Genomic DNA, 15,845 nt, shown 5'->3' with positions numbered 1-15,845 from the left:
GAGCGTGCCAACAACACACCTACACACACGCTACCGCGGCCACTTGGAACGCGTGGCCACGGTAGCGCCCGATTCCCTCTGCATGACGAGCGGCGATCACTCCTCGTTCACGTGTCCCAGTTGCGGATCTTTTGGAGTCAGTTCGTCGCGAAGCACGACGACCTTCGCTTTGTGTCTCCGAAACACCCACCATCTCGAGCCTGCGTAATTCATACACAAGGCCGTACCGTTGGCCGCTACCTTGCTGGCAGACAGCCCGACATGCAACGAGTGGTTGGCAACGAACAGCGCTAACATGGAACCGAGGATGGATAGGACGTTCAACAGTCCAAATCTCAACATTTCATAGGGGTTAAGCCCCCCACGTTTGGCAAACGTCAAACGTCGATTGAGGAAATAGCTGTTGATGGCCCCACACGGATAAGAAACGGCTTGCGCGGCCAAATAATTAAAATGCCCATAGTGATAGGCGGAGTAATAGGCGGCCGTATCCACGAAAAGATTGGTGAAACCGACCACGCAAAACAGCGTTGCTTGTCTCAGGAGCGCAAACATGCGAATGGTCTTAAATCTTGTCATGGCGCATCCCGGCGGATACCCGTCGCTTCATTCCGCGTCACCCCGATGTCATTGGTGCGTCTTGTCACTCGGATTGTCATCGAACCTTCCTACGTGCTATGCGTGAACATCCCATTTCGTCACCGATAGCTGATGAACGGTTTTTCATCCATGGTATCACACAGCGGTGCGATTGAGGTCACCCAAGCGACTTGATCTTTGTACCAGGCACCCCAGCGCTCCCCGTGGTAGAGTTCGATTGGGCGAGGCCTAATGCACGGTAGTCGTCGATGGTGACTTGTCCATCCATCGGAAGGTCGTGAGTAATTTGGAAGTAAATCAGCGCAAACTGCGTCGGCGCGTCAAACTTTCCGTGGCACGGGTCGTCGTAAAAACCCGCCTCGCAAAGCCGTTTTTGGACCAGTTGCACGTCTGCCCCGATGTTGCCATATTCCAGCGTGCGAAGGTGCGCGAGCGGATTGCCCCGAATGGTGACGGGAGTACCAACGGGGATCATGTCGTAGAGCTGCTCGACGTCCTGATTGCTCATGCGCACGCAGCCATGACTCGCAAAGGAGCCGATAGACGCGGGACGATTGGTCCCGTGGATACCATAGGTTCCCCATGGCACGTCGAGACCAAGCCAGCGGGTGCCAAAGCCCCCACCCCAATCTTTATGTTTCTCCACAATGCGCCATTCCCCGATCGGCGTTTGCGAGTCCGATTTTCCTAGGGCAACCCTGTACGTACGGTACAATTCTCCAGCCCGATACACCTTCAGCAGCGGGTGCGCCGAATCAATCTGAATCGTGTACTGCCCTTGTCCATGAACGCGTCCGCCTGTTCCGCCCACCGCAGCCGTCACGCGCATGCAAACGAGACTTCCCGCGACTAGGCCGAGTAACATCCTCCTCCATCTGTGTCGTTGGCGCAGCATGTAAGCATCCCCTCTCTGATCCGTCGTCGTTTAGGGTGCTTGTTCGGTGAAATCCGCATGCGCTTGGTTTCCATAAGACCGCAATCCCTTCGGGTTGACCCGAGAAAGCACAAAGGCCTTTCACGAGTCGGCAGTTTCGACTCGCGAATGGGCCCCGTTCAAAAAAATGATCCGTTTGGCCTTGCGCAGCGATTGAGCCTTCGAACCTCAAACGACGTTGTGACGAATGGCATAAATCGCGGCCTGGGTCCGATCCTGCACGTCCAACTTCATCAAGATGTTACTGACGTGCGTCTTCACCGTCTTGATGCCTATCCCGAGGCTGTCTGCTATCTCTTGATTGCTATTCCCGGCCGCGATGCCTTTTAACACATCCATTTCCCGATCCGTCAAGTCCGCGAATGGCTGCAAGCACCATGCGGTCGTCGACAGAACTGGTGAGGACGACAATGCGGCTTGTCGAACCGCCCCGAATCAACTCGCCGATGGCTTCGACTCCCGCTAGCCCTGGCATCAGGAGATCCATCAGAATGACGTCTGGTTTGAGCGATAAGCCCAGTTCCACGGCTCTGTACCCATGCTCTGCCTCGCCCACCACTCCATATCTCCAACTGTGTTCAGATACGCACAGAGACCGAGGGTAGGCAAATTTCCGAATGTCTACATCGACGCCTCGCTGACGCTCATCGCGGGGTTCGTCATCGGCACTTTAAACGGCGCAGTAGCTTCCGTGTTCGTCAGCAACGTACCGGAACGGGTGCGGGGACGTGTAATGGGCACCATCGGTGCACTGTTCCCGATGGCCATGCCACTTGGAATGGCGTTCGGCGGATTTCTTCTCACACACTTCCCACTCCCCACCGTGTTCTTATGGATGGGCGGACTTTCGATACTCTCCGGCATCCCGTTCCTGTTCCCCATCCGCGACGACTTGACGGACGCATTGTCGTCCTTGTCGGTTTCCTCCGACCATTCGGCTGACAGCGTCGATCTCGCCAGTGCCGCACCGATAGCGATTATTTCGCCACCCACAGCCGTAGAGGATACGCTCCCCGCGGATTGAAACGGCAGGAGTTCAAACGAGAGTCGTTTAAGACAGTGGCCAAGCAACAATTGAAGCGCCTTGCACCGTCTCTTCCCGTGTCCGTTAAATTTCTTATGCCGAATACGTTAGTCCTCGATGACACTAACTGTGGTTTTCTTGGTTGATACGCTCTATGTAAGAACACAAGGCAGGTGGTGTCTGCCTTGTGTCTCAGATTGCATTAGACGCTAGCAGCGTTGATTCGATGGATGTTGAGACCATTGCGCCGAGAGACAAGCGATTGAAGAAGTAGTACAGATCCCAGTAACTCATGCTAGTCACCTCCATTCCGTATGGGTATAAGTCATTTCAGCTTGACTTACTTTGACTTATTGTCAAGTCACCACGCCACCTGTTGCATCGCAACGAAGAGTATTAGGCGTTAGCCGCTTCATTGGATATGTCCACGGGCATATCGTAGAGGGCGGTTCACAAATGAAGGGAGTGTTTTTGATGTACGGAACATTTGGTGGATACACGGCTTGGGCAGTTGTATTCTTAATCATCTTCGTTCTCTTCTTCCTTCTCGTCCCAGGCTATGCTCCTGCAGCGACAAGTTGCAGTTGCGGTTATTGATAACCTAAAGCTGTAACAAGAAAATGCCACTCCCCCTTGTGCCTCAACGTGATGTTGTGCATTTTCAGCTATGCGATAAAAAGATCCTCCATTGGCCAGACTGCCCACTGCCGCCAAGTAACCTGTGTCATGACTGAAGAGATTAAACAACCACCCTGTTGAGGATGGCTGTTTCTTTTTGTGCAAATGAAATTCAACTAGGGGGATTATCATCAACGGAGCGTTTTTCATGGCGTCGTCACCGGCGGCATCATCCGTGTTCGTCAGCACCGTGCCGGAACGGGTCCGGGATCGTGTGATGGGCACCATCGCCGCACGGTTCCCGAATGCCATGCCACTTGGTATGGCATTCGGCTGGTGTGATCCCCGTGGATTGAAGCGGCGGAAAGTTCAAACGAGAGCCACTGCGTTTACGATTGAACGGCCTTCACCAACAGCGACGCATAGACCTGTGCGCCTTCAGGATTGAGGTGCACCCCGTCGGGGTAGAAATACGACTGCTTCCCGGCGCTAGCGGAGTACCAGTCGACGAGTGTCGTGTGCGGGAACGTCTTGCAACCTGGGCCAAAGTCGCATTCACCACAGCTTCCCAAGGCCGTGGAACGCGCGTGTTGACGAGAATGATCTGCTTGACCGGACCGAGCGATTGCAACAGAGAGACGAGCTCATCTTTCGTAAAGGGCCCATTTGTACCTAACTCGATAATGACGCGGTTCCCGAGTTCCCCTTTGGCCTTCAGCGCGGCAATGGCAGCTGGAGCCTGACTCATCTGTCTCCCCACCTCACCGTCGCAGACGATACCGGGAAGCATTTTTTCCAAATAGGGCGTCGCGTCCACCATGACGGAATCGCCAATGGTCGTCACGCCAACCCCCGTCTTCTCTTTCGTGTGACGGTTGCTTTGAGACGGCGAATCGGTGTTAGCCGGTGTCGGCGGTTGCTTGGGTTGATCTGATTGGCTGGGCAAGGTGGTTTCCTTCGGCACAGTCGGTTTGTTTGCCGGCGGTGACGACGATACTGGTTTGGCGTCGGCGACGACGGGCGTGCTCGGAGTCGCTGTAGCTGCGAGGTCGTGTGGCTCGACGACGGCGGCGCAGGTGACGACGACCAGCGCGCACGCGGCCGCCCCGAAACGAATGGCGGACCTGCGCTTGAAGGATGGCTTGCGAGTCCACAGTTTGGCCAGAGCGCCACGGCGAATCGGTTCCTCGACGTATCGCCACGACAAAGCCGCCAGCGCGATACTCGCCCCCACCTGAAGAACGTCGCGAACGACGTCGACGCCACCCGTGTTGACGACGGGGCTAGTCAAGACGATCACCGGGTAGTGCCACAGGTAGATACCATAGGAACGGACGCCCAGCCAGCGCAGCGGCTTACACCCGACAACCTTGGCCAATACGCTGGCTGGATGAGCCAACGTCGCGACCAAAATAGCCGTCACCACGGAACTGAGCACCAGTCCGCCGCGGTAGAGAAACGCCTCGTATTCGTTCGTCGTATACATCGTGTAAATCACGAGGAATAGCGCTGACACGCCGGCCAATTCGAGGACTACGCGCGAACGGATGGAAATCTCGGCCGACAGTTTTGCACTCGGCCAGACCACGGCCAGGGCCGCCCCGAAGAGCAAGGCGAAAGCGCGCGTGTCGGTTCCGTAATACACCCGGCTCGGGTCCGTCCCAGGGTGGTAGAGGAAGGCCATGGTAAGCGCCGACGTGCACGCCGCGGCAAGCGTGAGCAAAAGCAAACCCCCCCGGCGAGGCAAAAAGCGCAGCCCTAGCGCGAGAATGGGCGGCCAAATCAAGTAGAACTGTTCCTCCACCGCCAGTGACCAGAGGTGACCCAAGGGAGAAGGTCTCCCAAAGCTGGCGAAGTACGACACCTTGTGGAAAATGAACCACCAGTTGCTCACGTACAACACGGAGGCCAACGCGTCCTGGCGGAATGTCGCCAACTGCGACTCATCAAACAGCACTACCCAGGCGCCAACAGCCACAAGCATGACAAACATCGCAGGAAACAGGCGGCGAGCTCGGCGCAACCAAAAATCCTTGACGTAAAATCGCCCAGTCGTTCGCCACTGAGCCACGAGCAAATCGGTGATCAGATAGCCCGACAGCACAAAAAAGACGGCTACGCCCAGCAGGCCGCCAGGTGCAAAGCTCAAGTTGAGATGGTAGGCGACGACCGCGAGGACAGCCAGTGCCCGGAGACCGTCCAACCCCGGCATATATCGGCTGCTTCCCTTCACCGGTTTAGGCATCGAATTCACCCCCTCTGTTTATTCATACTCTCGTTGCTGCCAACACCTGCACCTCTGCCATACAGCTCCCGACCTGAATCCTCATTTCTTTCTTCTCCCAACATTAAAAGCGATGATCTGCGCTCCAAGTGAGCGGATGTCCAACCAAATGACATCATTCGACAATATTTGGCCATGCCCCGATGCCCATTTCCTCGTGATTTACCGCCCATTTGTAACGTTCCTACACAGTCATATAGCAGACGTTGAAGGCGCTTATTTTGTTTCAACCCATTTCTCTACGCCTTCAACCGAAAATAACACCGATGATTTAAAGAATCGCCCGACACTTTGATCGAAATAACACGCATGATTTATAATTAAGGTGTATTATTTGTGCAAAGTGATTTGTTTCGCGTGAAACAAAGTTCATAGCGAGGGGCGAAGCTACCGAAATGATAGGTCGAATTGGAATCAACGGGTTTGGGCGGATCGGGCGAATGGTGTTTCGAAAATCGATAGAGCTGGGACTGGATGTCGTGGCTGTCAATGGCACAGCCGATCCCGCTACACTTGTCCACCTAGTGAAATACGACTCCGTGCACGGTCAATGGTCCGTTCCAATCGAGGCGACAGAGCACGGTTGTATCGTGAATGGCAAACGAATTCAGTTCTTCTCTACGCGCGACGCAGGCGAGCTGCCGTGGGGCGAGGTTGGCGTGGACGTCGTCGTCGAGGCGACAGGCGCGTATCGCACGTGGGAGGGCGCGTCCATCCACCTGCGGCAAGGCGCCCAAAAGGTGATCATCACGGCTCCGGCCAAGGGTGACCGCGGGGCGGATTTGACGGTCGTAATGGGTGTCAACCACCATCGATACCATCCCGAGAGGCACCACATTCTCTCTGGCGCCTCCTGTACCACGAATGCGTTGGCGCCCGTGGTGCACGTGCTGCATGAAACCTTTGGCGTCGAATCGGGTCTGGTGACAACCGTTCACGCGTACACAAATGACCAACTCAACCAGGACAATCCGCACGCAGACCTGCGACGCTCCCGGGCCTGTGCACAATCTATCATCCCAACCAGCACCGGTGCGGCCCGGGCCATTGGGCTCGTAATCCCGGAGCTGGCTGGCCGCTTAAACGGACTTTCTGTACGCGTCCCTACGCCAAATGTCTCACTGCTCGATGTCGTCCTGCAGCTATCCACGCCAGTCGACACACAGGCGGTGAACGACGCGTTGCGCAGTGGTTCTAGGGGAGCACTGGCTGGCGTGTTAGGCTACTGTGAAGAACCGCTCGTCTCCATCGATTTCAACGGGGACGAACGGTCCGCCGTCGTCGACTCGATGTCAACCATGGTCATGGGCGATCACACGGTGAAAGTGTTGGCTTGGTACGACAACGAGTGGGGCTACTCGTGCAGAATCGTGGACTTGCTTTGCATGGTCTTGGACGCCGATGCGCCGGTAGGGGTGGCGTATCGGCAACAGGTACCGCAGGCGGAGTGCCGCTGACCGCCTGCAGACGGCAAACCGCCACGCGGCCGGACCTCAGCGGCCGGCGGCGACCCGCGCGACGATGTCCGCCGCACGCAGCACATCGTCCTTGGAGACGTCCTTGTGGGTGACGAAGCGAACCGCGGCAGCACCGAACGCGCTCGCCAGGACGCCCTCCTCGCGAAGGCGAAGGACGAACTCGTCGACCGGTCGACCCGTGCCCGCGACGTCGGCGATGACGATGTTCGTTTGAACGGTGGCGAGATCGACCGAGATCCCAGTCATGTTGGCGAGGAGCAGAGCTAGAGTCTGGGCGTTGGCGTGGTCCTCTGCGAGCCTATCCACCATCTGCGTCAACGCGAGGATTCCCGCCGCTGCGAGAATCCCGGCCTGGCGCAAGCCGCCGCCGAGGCGCTTGCGCCACTGTCTGGCGTCGTCGATGAACGATTGTGATCCGGCGACGATGGAGCCGACCGGAGCCCCGAGCCCCTTCGACAGGCAGAATTGGACGGTGTCCACCGCATCCGCGATGTCCTTTGCACTCGTGTTGGTGGCGACAGCCGCGTTGAACAATCGAGCTCCGTCCATGTGCACCTTCGCGCCCGCGGCGTGTGCGACGGTTTGAATCTCCCTCAGCACGTTCTCAGGTGTCACCGTTCCGCCCGCGCGGTTGTGCGTATTTTCGATTGAAACGAGGGCAGTGCGCGGCTGGTGAATATCGTTCGGGCGCACGGCGCGCCCGACTGCCTGCGGCTGCAAGACGCCGCGCGTGCCGACCACCTGGCGGATTTGTGCACCTGCAACCGTCGCCACCCCAGCGGCTTCGTAGTAAAAAATGTGAGATTCTGCCTCCGCGATGACTTCTTCGCCCGGCTTCACTTGCGCGGCTATGGCGACGAGGTTCCCCTGTGTGCCGCTCGTCACGAACAGAGCGGCCTCCTTACCTGTCATTTCCGCGGCCAGCTGTTCGAGACGGCGAATTGTAGGATCCTCTCCATACACGTCATCCCCGACTTCTGCACTGGCCATCGCCTGCCGCATCGCGTCGGTTGGTTTGGTCACGGTGTCACTACGCAGATCAATGATATTTGGCACGTGTCTATCTCCGTTTCCCTGGCACAAATAAATATAAGTATTAGAGGTGGCCGCCGCGAAACCCTTCTACCAGAATCGTCCAAATTCGACAAAAGGGCCGTCTTTAGCGACAGCGGCATCGTGATAGAATAGCGAATGGAACCGCATTTCTAAATATTCTACTGGAGGTTATTACATGCCGGATCGGTTGACGAGAAGTCAAGTCCCAGTTGAGCTCACGTGGAATCTCGCCGATTTGTTCGCATCGGAAAAGATTTGGTCTGACGAGGTGGAGGCTATCCTCGCCGCTGTCGATACGGTGACCAAATTCGAGGGGCGCCTCGGGGAGTCCGCCGAAGTGCTGCTCGAGTGTCTCGAAGCGAGTGACCTGTTGGCAGAGCGCATCGTTCGCGCCTGTACCTACGCCTCACTGCGGCAGTCAGAAGACGGCACGAACCCCGTCAACCAGGCAATGGCCGACAGGGCGGCGGCAATGGTCGCCCGAATTCAAGCGGCGACCTCGTTTGTCGAAGCAGAAGTGGCCGCGCTCGACGATGGCGTCGTCGAGTCGTGGATGGAACAGGAGGAGGGGCTCAAGGAACACGCCGTTTCCTTGCAGAGGATTCTCGACTTTAAGCCGTACCGACTCTCTCCGGAAACGGAATCGACGCTGGCGGCACTCGGCCAGGTGTTCGGCGGGCCGTATGTCACCTACCAACGCAGCAAACTGTCAGACATGCAGTTCGCTCCCGCGAAGGATGAAAAAGGTGTAGAGCACGCCGTCTCGTTCGCCCTGTACGAGGACATCTACGAATTCGCGACCGACACACAACTGCGCCGCAACGCCTACAAGTCGTTTACGAACACCCTCAATCAGTACAAGAACACCTTTGCATCTGCCTACGCGACCGAAGTGAATCGCCAAGTCACGCTCGCGCGGTTGCGCGGATTTGCATCGACGACTGACATGCTGCTGCAACCCCAACAGGTCACGCCCGAGATGTACAACAACCAACTCGATATCATCCAAACGGAATTGGCCCCCCACATGCGACGGCTGGCGCGGCTGCGCAAACGCCTGTTCGGGCTCGACACCATGCTCTATTGCGACTTGAAAATCCCACTCGATCCCACCTTTAACCCGAGCACCTCCATCGAGTCCGCGACGCAGATGATCCTTGACGCACTCGCGGTCATGGGCCCGGAATACGTCGCGAACATCCGCACGGGACTTACGAACCGCTGGGTGGATTACGCGGACAACGTCGGCAAGTCGACTGGCGCATTCTGTTCAAGTCCATACGGCGCACACCCATATATCCTCATCACGTGGGGCGATACGATGCGCAGCGCGTTCGTCTTGGCACACGAGCTCGGCCACGCAGGGCACTTCGCGCTTGCCAACAAATATCAGCGCCTGACGAACACGCGTCCTTCGCTGTATTTTATCGAGGCACCTTCGACCATGAACGAAATGCTCCTCGCTGACCACGTTCTCCACCGCACGCGTGATGCGCGCATGCGCCGCTGGGTCATCAGCCAACTGCTCGGCACGTACTACCACAACTTTGTCACGCACCTCCTCGAGGGCGAACTCCAACGGCGCATCTACCGTTTGGCTGACGCCGGGGCGTCTATCACCGCGAAGTTGCTCTGCGAACAAAAGGCGGACGTGCTGACGAGCTTCTGGGGGGATACGGTGGACGTTGACGAAGGGGCAAGTCTCACATGGATGCGCCAACCGCATTACTACATGGGCCTCTACCCGTACACGTACTCCGCTGGCCTCACCGCGTCTACGGCCGTCGCCAAGCGCATTCGCGAAGAAGGTCCGGCCGCAGCAGCGCAGTGGGTCGAAGTACTGAAGGCTGGCGGCACCAAGACACCGCTGGAACTCATGCGGATGGCCGGAGTCGATCTGTCCACCTCGCAACCTATCTCCGAGGCGGTTGCGTACGTCGGGGCGCTCATCGACGAATTGGAGGCCAGTTTTGCAAAGGAATGACTGTGAACGCAGAGTCGGCTGCTTGCACGATTCGGGGAAAGCGCAAACAGAGTGCCGTAAGCTCGGCACTCTGTTTGCGTTGTTCGTGACTAGACGAGCGCTCCTTGGCGAAGCAACTCCGCACGCACCTGGCCTGCATCCTGGCCTTTGTAGAGGCTGAACTGGGCAGCTGCGACGCCGGCGGCGTGGCCCGTCGCAAATGCGGTGCCCATGACGCGGGCAGAGGCGAACGCTATCGGATCGCAAGAGATGATGCGCCCCGCACACCAAAGGTTTTCCAGTCCAGCCACACATAGCGACCGCAGCGGGATGTCGTAGTAGGATTTATTTCGAATTTGTTGATATACAGCAGGTGCACCCGGTTGGTGAATTTCGACCGGCCACCCACCGCGGGCCACGGAGTCGAGGTGGCGAACCCCACTGAGCACGTCCTCGCCGGCGAGGGTGTACTGCCCGCGAACGTGGCGCGTTTCGCGGACGCCGAGTGCCGGGCCCGTTTGGATGAGATAAGCCGACTCGAATCCTGGCACGTGGCGGCGGAATATCTGCAGGTAGGACCACGCTTGTTGGCGCGCCGACATTTCGGCGCACGTCAAACTGCCCGAGTCGAGGCCGTTGACGCTTTCATCCGCGAACAGGGCGAGAATATCTCCCGAGGCTATGCGCAAAATCATGCCTTTTTCCTTGGAAAGCGATTCGATACCACTCGCTTTCCCGCGGGTGACCGCCTCCGTAAACGCCTCGCGCGGAAGCGGGACGTCGCGAGCGACGCCGCCAATGCGCATCACCAGCGTACCGGCCTGTACCTGACCCTCGTCGTCCCCAAAGCGAACCGTCCCTCCGGCCAGCGTCGTCAAATCGGCCTCGCCGCTCGCGTCGACGAAGGCATCGGCCGCGATGGTGAGGCGACCGTCGTGATCGACACACTCGATCTCGACCACCCGCCCTCGCTCGACCACCGCACCAATGACCTGACAGTGCAGGCGTGGCTTGACACCGGCGCGCAGAAGCAGGCGATCGAGGGCGTACTTACTCGTCTCGCCGTCAGCCACGACAATCACGTTTCCGGTCGACGGGTTGCGCCGCGGTTCCGCCGTTGGGCCAATCGCGGACAGCTCGTCGAGGAATTGCGCCCCGACCCCGCCCACGACCCGTTCGAGCGGGTCTGACTGTGCATAAAAGCCGCAATAGGAAAAGACAGAACTGTGCGTAGCCGCCCCGCCGAAATATGGATTTCGCTCGATGACGGTGGTGTCTGCTCCGACGTTTGCGGCGCCGACAGCCGCCGCTACGCCAGATGAGCCACCGCCGACCACGACGACATCAAAATGAAGTTTGCGATGGTTGTACATACACAGCCTCCACATTCTATGTAAAGCGCATCGATTCATACGATGAAACAAGGTTTACCGACATTCAACTCTACTAAATTCCTAATCAATGAGCAAACCAATAATATTTTTCTAAGATTCCGTCCATCACGCACACACTTTTGAGATAATTGTGTCAAGTGAGGCGAGGTTCGCTTTGCGGACATCTCACCCACACCACATAGGCGTTTCGATGGGGAGGACTTCGTTTGACGACCATCACCACAGATTATTACGCACAGGCCATTGATCTGTCTGATGCAGCGACCGTGGAGGCACAGCTGCAAGCTCTGGTGCAAGAGAAACTGGATTCTGTCGACGCACTCGAGGCGTGGTTGAAGCGCGAGCTTGAATTTTCGCTCAAAGTTCGCGAGGTGCTGTCGGGTCATACCATCGATTTTTATCGCGATACGGGCTCGGAAAAAAAGAAACAGATTCACATGTACGATCAAACGGTAATTCAACCGCTCCTTCTGAAGTATGGTGCACAACTCGACAAGAAGTTCTGCGAGTGCCCGTATACCAAGGAACTCGACGACGGCAAATATGGGCAGATGAAAAAAGCGCGAGCGACGGGGCTCGAGCTCTTCCGTGAAGAAAACATCCCGCTTCAAGTCAAAGAACAAGAACTTGTGGCAAGTTATAACGAAATCATCGGTGGATTGACGGCGGGTTGGGAGCGCGAAGACAGACCCTATCCATATGTGGTGGCACAGATGGACAGTCCAAACAGAGCGGTGCGCGAGGCGGCTTGGCGCTCCGTTCAAGAAGCGCGCAAATCGATTAAGTCCAAGGTCGCGGCTATGATGGATGAGCTCGTCGCGCTCCGCCACCAAATTGCCGTCAACGCGGGATTCGAGAACTATCGAGATTACGTCTTTCGCGAGAAAAACCGCGAGTATACGGTCGAAGACTGCTACAACTTCCACAATGCGGTAGAGCGCTACGTGGTTCCAGCTTGGGACAGACTCGCTCGACAACTGCAAGGTGTGCTCGGCGTGGACGCATATCGGCCTTGGGATGTCACGCCGTGTACGCTCTCGGGCGCGCCGTTTGAGACAGTAGACCAACTGATGGATGGCGTGGAGAAAATGCTGTACGCCACCGACACGTACTTCGGAGACAAGTTTAAGCACATGCGCGAGCGCGGGTTGCTCGACCTCGACAGCCGCAGTGGCAAAGCACCAGGCGGTTTCTGCGACTTCCTCGGCTACTCCAACAACACATTCGTATTCGCAAACTTTAGCCCTTCGTTTTTCGCCCTCATCGCTCTGCTGCACGAGATGGGCCACGCGGTGAACGGCTACCTGCAGGTCCGCGACGAATACGAATGGGCCGATCTGCGCCCAGAGGTGGCAGAGCTGTACTCCCACGGCATGGAACTCCTCTGTCTCGATAAGTTAGGGGAGTTTTATCGCGACGAATCATCCCTGAAAAACGCACAGCGCGAAGAACTGCATCGCAGTTTGAACATGCTCATCGGCCCCCTCTCCGGAGACTTGTTCCAGCATTGGCTCTATACCAACCCCCATCACACAGCTGAAGAACGCGATGCCAAATACTTCGAAATCCTGAAGCGATTCAGTGGCCATCCTGTCGATTACAGTGGGTTGGAAGCCGAAGCCAGCAGCGCGTGGATAGACTCCATCCACTTCATCGCTTACCCGTTTTACAACATCGAGTACGCGATGTCAGAACTCGGGGCGTTACAACTGCTCGAGACCTATCGCAGGGATAGAAGCGAGGCGATTGCGAACTACAAGCGCGGCGCAAGTACTGATTTTAATCAGCCCATCGCGAAAATTTACGAGGACACAGGTGTACACTTCGATTTCTCCGATGCCGCCGTCCTGCGCGTGGCGAAGTTCACGGAGCACATCATTGAGTCGCTCGGATAAGCGATTGTTTGAGGCAGTGCCGAGGGGGATGGAATCGCCATCCCCCTGCGGCTCTCACCGCATTCCATCCACCCATTCTCCAGCGCTTGTCGTCCTCTCTTCGGTCGTTTACGATTAGAATTACAATTCAGTCACCTTGATGAAGGAGCGAGCTGTTGCATGGGCACTTGGTCCGGATTGTTCCCACTGGTCCTGCTCTTTGCTTGGCTGGTCGTATTCTTTCGCAATCTCCCAGATCTCCTACGACTTCCTCATCTCACACCACAGACCACGAGCGTTCGAGGGACCCACGTCGCCCACGATGTCACTGTGCCAAACAAACCGCAATTACCGACGGTGTCTGTGGTGATTGCAGCGAAGAACGAGGCGGCACACATCCGCAAAACCTTGGAATCCCTGTCCCAGCAAACATACGCTGGCGACATGGAGATCATTGTGGTGAACGACCGGTCCGAAGACCTGACAGGTCGGTTCATCGATGCACTCGCGCAGGCAGACGGTCGAATTCATCCCATTCACATCACGCATCTTCCGCACGGATGGCTCGGGAAAAACCACGCACTGTACCAAGGTGCCAAGGTGGCAAGCGGTGACTTTATCCTGTTTGCCGATGCGGACGTCTATTTTTACCCAGATGCCATCGAGCGAGCGATAGACTATACACTCGCCGACCACATTGATCACCTGACCATCGCACCACGCATGATCGCGCGCACGGCCCCCCTACAACTCCTGACTACCTTTTTCACCTTTAACTACCTGCTGTTTAAGCGCCCACATTCTGCCTACCGGAAACGAACCAAAGCACACGCGGGCATCGGGGCATTCAACCTCGTTCGCCGCACGGTCTACGAGGCGATTGGCACGCACCGCGCCATCATGCTCCGGCCGGACGACGACATCTATCTCGGGTTGCTCATCAAGAAACAGGGATATCACCAGCGGTTTGCGGTGGCGGAGTCGTTCGTCGAGATCGAATGGTACGACACCACGCGGGATATGCTCCACGGCCTCGAGAAAGCGCCTCTTGCCGCGTTTCGATTCTCGCCGACGTGGCTGATTCTCAGCATGATTCCACTCATCGCCCTATACGGCGGCCCCATGGCGGGCATCGTCTTCGGACCCGGTCCATCCCGATGGGTATATGGGTTGGCGTGTCTCTTCATGCTGACGCTGTACACGATGCACGTGTCCTATCTGAAGTTCCCTAAACTTCAGATTATCCTGATTCCGTTTGCGATGGCGCTGTTTATCTACGGTTTCATACGCGCCGGAGTCCTAGCGCATCGACGGGGCGGGCTCGTGTGGCGCGATACGTTCTATGCCCTCGACGAACTGAAGTAAAGAGCCCTCACCTGACCACTACTCGTTTTCAGCGAGGTTGTAAAGAGCTGGCGCGGTCTTCACTTCGCGCCTTGCGGCGCAGCAACAGCAGGTACGATGCGATACCGAGCCCAGCGCACACGAAGTACACCGTTCGGTAGCCAAACGCCTGTGCAATGGCACCGCCTAACAGACTACCTGCCATCGATCCGATGTTATTCGTATTGCTGTACAACGTCGTCGCTGAACCAGGCGCGTCCGGCATGAAGTCCTGAAAGTAGCTCATGCCGATGCTGACGCTAATCGCAATGAATACCGCACAGACGAGTTGCAGCGCGAGCATTTCCCAGATTGCATGGGCAAACGCCGCTCCGACGTAATAAATAGTGCCGCAAATAGACCCGAACAGAAGCAACATCCGTTTCCCGACGCGAACCGCAATGCTTCCAAGACCCAGCATAATCGGAATTTCGAGCCCAGCACTCAGGCTAAACACCCATCCGACCACGTGCTCCGGAGCATGCAGGGTTCGCGTCATAAACAGCGGCATATAGGAGCCGTTGATGCTCGACGCCGTGTACACCGCCACAAACGACAGACAGGCAGTCAGAACGTCCATACGCTTCAAGTGTGTCATCACACCTGTGGGCTTTACTCCGGTAACCCTCGCGGATGGCCGACGCTTCAGGCTGAATAGCACAATCAGGAACACGACCGCAAAGATGATCGTGGTAAATAGAAAGAGGCCACTGTACCCAAGGGAATTTAACACCAAGACGCCGACGAGCGGTCCGATGACCCAGGCAAGCGAAAAAAACGATCGGAGGGTCGAGATGGCGAAGGTGGCATCCACATTCGGAGTCATCTGCGTCGTTTCTCTGGCGTAGGCAAACATCTGAGGAAACGTCGCCGACCCCAACCCAAGCAAAATCGTCGACACGATGAGCAGGGCAAAATAGTTGTGAAGAAAGAGAAAGCTAGCATAACCGAGCCCAGCCATGACGGACGAAAACAACATGACGTCCTTTTTGGGCGCACGCGTGTCCGATAGCCTCCCAAGCCACGTGCTGGCGACGATGCCCCCAAGTGCATTGGCGCACATAAACGCCCCGAGTGACGCCGGGGACATGTGGATAACGTCAGTTCCAAATAGCGATAAATAAGGACGTGTGATGGATACTCCGATACCGATGAACGTAATTCCAATCGTCAACACGACGTAACCAGGCAGAAAGCGAGACGTTCGCGTCGAATCAGGCGAATCAGTTTGCAAAAA

At 56.9% G+C, this 15,845-nt stretch carries 13 protein-coding genes and 1 pseudogene; 6 read left to right on the top strand and 8 right to left on the bottom strand.

From position 1 onward, the window contains the following. Positions 1 to 96: 96 nt before the first annotated feature. The 3 genes and pseudogenes from NZD89_RS04760 to NZD89_RS04750 all read right to left on the bottom strand — a co-directional run bounded on the left by NZD89_RS04760 (position 97) and on the right by NZD89_RS04750 (position 2,143). On the bottom strand, positions 97 to 579 hold the full coding sequence (locus NZD89_RS04760) for a GtrA family protein (protein ID WP_268006621.1): 483 nt from the start codon (positions 577 to 579) through the stop codon (positions 97 to 99). A 178-nt stretch (positions 580 to 757) separates the two neighbouring features. Further along, entirely contained in the window at positions 758 to 1,495 is a 738-nt protein-coding gene (locus NZD89_RS04755; protein WP_268006620.1) for a L,D-transpeptidase family protein, read from the bottom strand. 207 nt (positions 1,496 to 1,702) lie between these two features. Next, a pseudogene (locus NZD89_RS04750) lies at positions 1,703 to 2,143 on the bottom strand (response regulator transcription factor). Here NZD89_RS04750 and NZD89_RS04745 point away from each other — a divergent pair. Then, positions 2,109 to 2,558 carry an MFS transporter gene (locus NZD89_RS04745; RefSeq protein WP_268006619.1) on the top strand — a complete coding sequence of 150 codons (450 nt, stop codon included), beginning with the start codon at positions 2,109 to 2,111 and terminating at the stop codon, positions 2,556 to 2,558. The pseudogene NZD89_RS04750 and the gene NZD89_RS04745 overlap by 35 nt on opposite strands. A 519-nt stretch (positions 2,559 to 3,077) precedes the next feature. Here the strand turns inward: NZD89_RS04745 and NZD89_RS04740 are convergent. Further along, positions 3,078 to 3,386, bottom strand: a complete 309-nt coding sequence (locus NZD89_RS04740) for a hypothetical protein (protein ID WP_268008643.1) — start codon at positions 3,384 to 3,386, stop codon at positions 3,078 to 3,080. Between NZD89_RS04740 and NZD89_RS04735 the strand changes: the two genes are divergently transcribed. Next, on the top strand, positions 3,385 to 3,624 hold the full coding sequence (locus NZD89_RS04735) for a hypothetical protein (protein ID WP_268006618.1): 240 nt from the start codon (positions 3,385 to 3,387) through the stop codon (positions 3,622 to 3,624). The genes NZD89_RS04740 and NZD89_RS04735 overlap by 2 nt on opposite strands. On the opposite strand, the gene NZD89_RS04730 is transcribed toward NZD89_RS04735, so the two are convergent. Next, complete coding sequence (locus tag NZD89_RS04730) at positions 3,583 to 5,421, bottom strand: acyltransferase family protein (RefSeq protein WP_438938750.1); 1,839 nt, start codon at positions 5,419 to 5,421, stop codon at positions 3,583 to 3,585. The genes NZD89_RS04735 and NZD89_RS04730 overlap by 42 nt on opposite strands. A 434-nt stretch (positions 5,422 to 5,855) precedes the next feature. On the opposite strand from NZD89_RS04730, the gene gap reads away from it, so the two are divergent. Further along, positions 5,856 to 6,917 (top strand): type I glyceraldehyde-3-phosphate dehydrogenase, encoded by a 1,062-nt coding sequence (gene gap, locus NZD89_RS04725; protein WP_268006617.1) that lies wholly within the window; start codon positions 5,856 to 5,858, stop codon positions 6,915 to 6,917. A 36-nt stretch (positions 6,918 to 6,953) separates the two neighbouring features. Here the strand turns inward: gap and ltaE are convergent, their stop codons facing one another. Next, entirely contained in the window at positions 6,954 to 7,985 is a 1,032-nt protein-coding gene (gene ltaE, locus NZD89_RS04720) for a low-specificity L-threonine aldolase (protein WP_268008392.1), read from the bottom strand. A 184-nt stretch (positions 7,986 to 8,169) separates the two neighbouring features. On the opposite strand from ltaE, the gene pepF reads away from it, so the two are divergent. After that, positions 8,170 to 9,978 (top strand): oligoendopeptidase F, encoded by a 1,809-nt coding sequence (pepF, locus tag NZD89_RS04715; protein WP_268006616.1) that lies wholly within the window; start codon positions 8,170 to 8,172, stop codon positions 9,976 to 9,978. 89 nt (positions 9,979 to 10,067) lie between these two features. Here pepF and NZD89_RS04710 read toward each other — a convergent pair whose 3' ends face one another. Further along, the gene (locus NZD89_RS04710; protein ID WP_268006615.1) at positions 10,068 to 11,330 is read right to left on the bottom strand and encodes an FAD-dependent oxidoreductase; all 1,263 of its coding nucleotides are present in this window, start codon (positions 11,328 to 11,330) and stop codon (positions 10,068 to 10,070) included. Positions 11,331 to 11,557: 227 nt separating this feature from the next. On the opposite strand from NZD89_RS04710, the gene NZD89_RS04705 reads away from it, so the two are divergent. Together NZD89_RS04705 and NZD89_RS04700 are read left to right on the top strand one after the other, a co-directional pair. Then, positions 11,558 to 13,246: a M3 family oligoendopeptidase gene (locus tag NZD89_RS04705; protein WP_268006614.1), complete on the top strand. Its 1,689-nt coding sequence runs from the start codon at positions 11,558 to 11,560 to the stop codon at positions 13,244 to 13,246. Positions 13,247 to 13,405: 159 nt separating this feature from the next. Continuing rightward, positions 13,406 to 14,590: a glycosyltransferase family 2 protein gene (locus NZD89_RS04700; protein WP_268006613.1), complete on the top strand. Its 1,185-nt coding sequence runs from the start codon at positions 13,406 to 13,408 to the stop codon at positions 14,588 to 14,590. Positions 14,591 to 14,618: 28 nt separating this feature from the next. On the opposite strand, the gene NZD89_RS04695 is transcribed toward NZD89_RS04700, so the two are convergent. Beyond that, positions 14,619 to 15,842: a sugar efflux transporter gene (locus tag NZD89_RS04695; RefSeq protein ID WP_268006612.1), complete on the bottom strand. Its 1,224-nt coding sequence runs from the start codon at positions 15,840 to 15,842 to the stop codon at positions 14,619 to 14,621. Between the last annotated feature and the right edge of the window lie 3 nt (positions 15,843 to 15,845).

The sequence above is a fragment of the Alicyclobacillus fastidiosus genome (genome assembly GCF_026651875.1).
Lineage (GTDB): Bacteria > Bacillota > Bacilli > Alicyclobacillales > Alicyclobacillaceae > Alicyclobacillus > Alicyclobacillus fastidiosus.
The sequence above is the reverse complement of the archived record's forward strand: the minus strand, read 5'-3'. Positions and strand labels throughout refer to the sequence as shown.

Bases quoted from the DNA above. Each gene is read 5' to 3' on its own strand.
- NZD89_RS04760 (WP_268006621.1), bottom strand. From the start codon at position 579: ATGACAAGATTTAAGACCATTCGCATGTTTGCGCTCCTGAGACAAGCA.
- NZD89_RS04755 (WP_268006620.1), bottom strand. From the start codon at position 1,495: ATGCTGCGCCAACGACACAGATGGAGGAGGATGTTACTCGGCCTAGTC.
- NZD89_RS04735 (WP_268006618.1), top strand. From the start codon at position 3,385: ATGGCGTCGTCACCGGCGGCATCATCCGTGTTCGTCAGCACCGTGCCG.
- NZD89_RS04740 (WP_268008643.1), bottom strand. From the start codon at position 3,386: ATGAAAAACGCTCCGTTGATGATAATCCCCCTAGTTGAATTTCATTTG.
- NZD89_RS04730 (WP_438938750.1), bottom strand. From the start codon at position 5,421: ATGCCTAAACCGGTGAAGGGAAGCAGCCGATATATGCCGGGGTTGGAC.
- gap (WP_268006617.1), top strand. From the start codon at position 5,856: ATGATAGGTCGAATTGGAATCAACGGGTTTGGGCGGATCGGGCGAATG.
- pepF (WP_268006616.1), top strand. From the start codon at position 8,170: ATGCCGGATCGGTTGACGAGAAGTCAAGTCCCAGTTGAGCTCACGTGG.
- NZD89_RS04710 (WP_268006615.1), bottom strand. From the start codon at position 11,330: ATGTACAACCATCGCAAACTTCATTTTGATGTCGTCGTGGTCGGCGGT.
- NZD89_RS04700 (WP_268006613.1), top strand. From the start codon at position 13,406: ATGGGCACTTGGTCCGGATTGTTCCCACTGGTCCTGCTCTTTGCTTGG.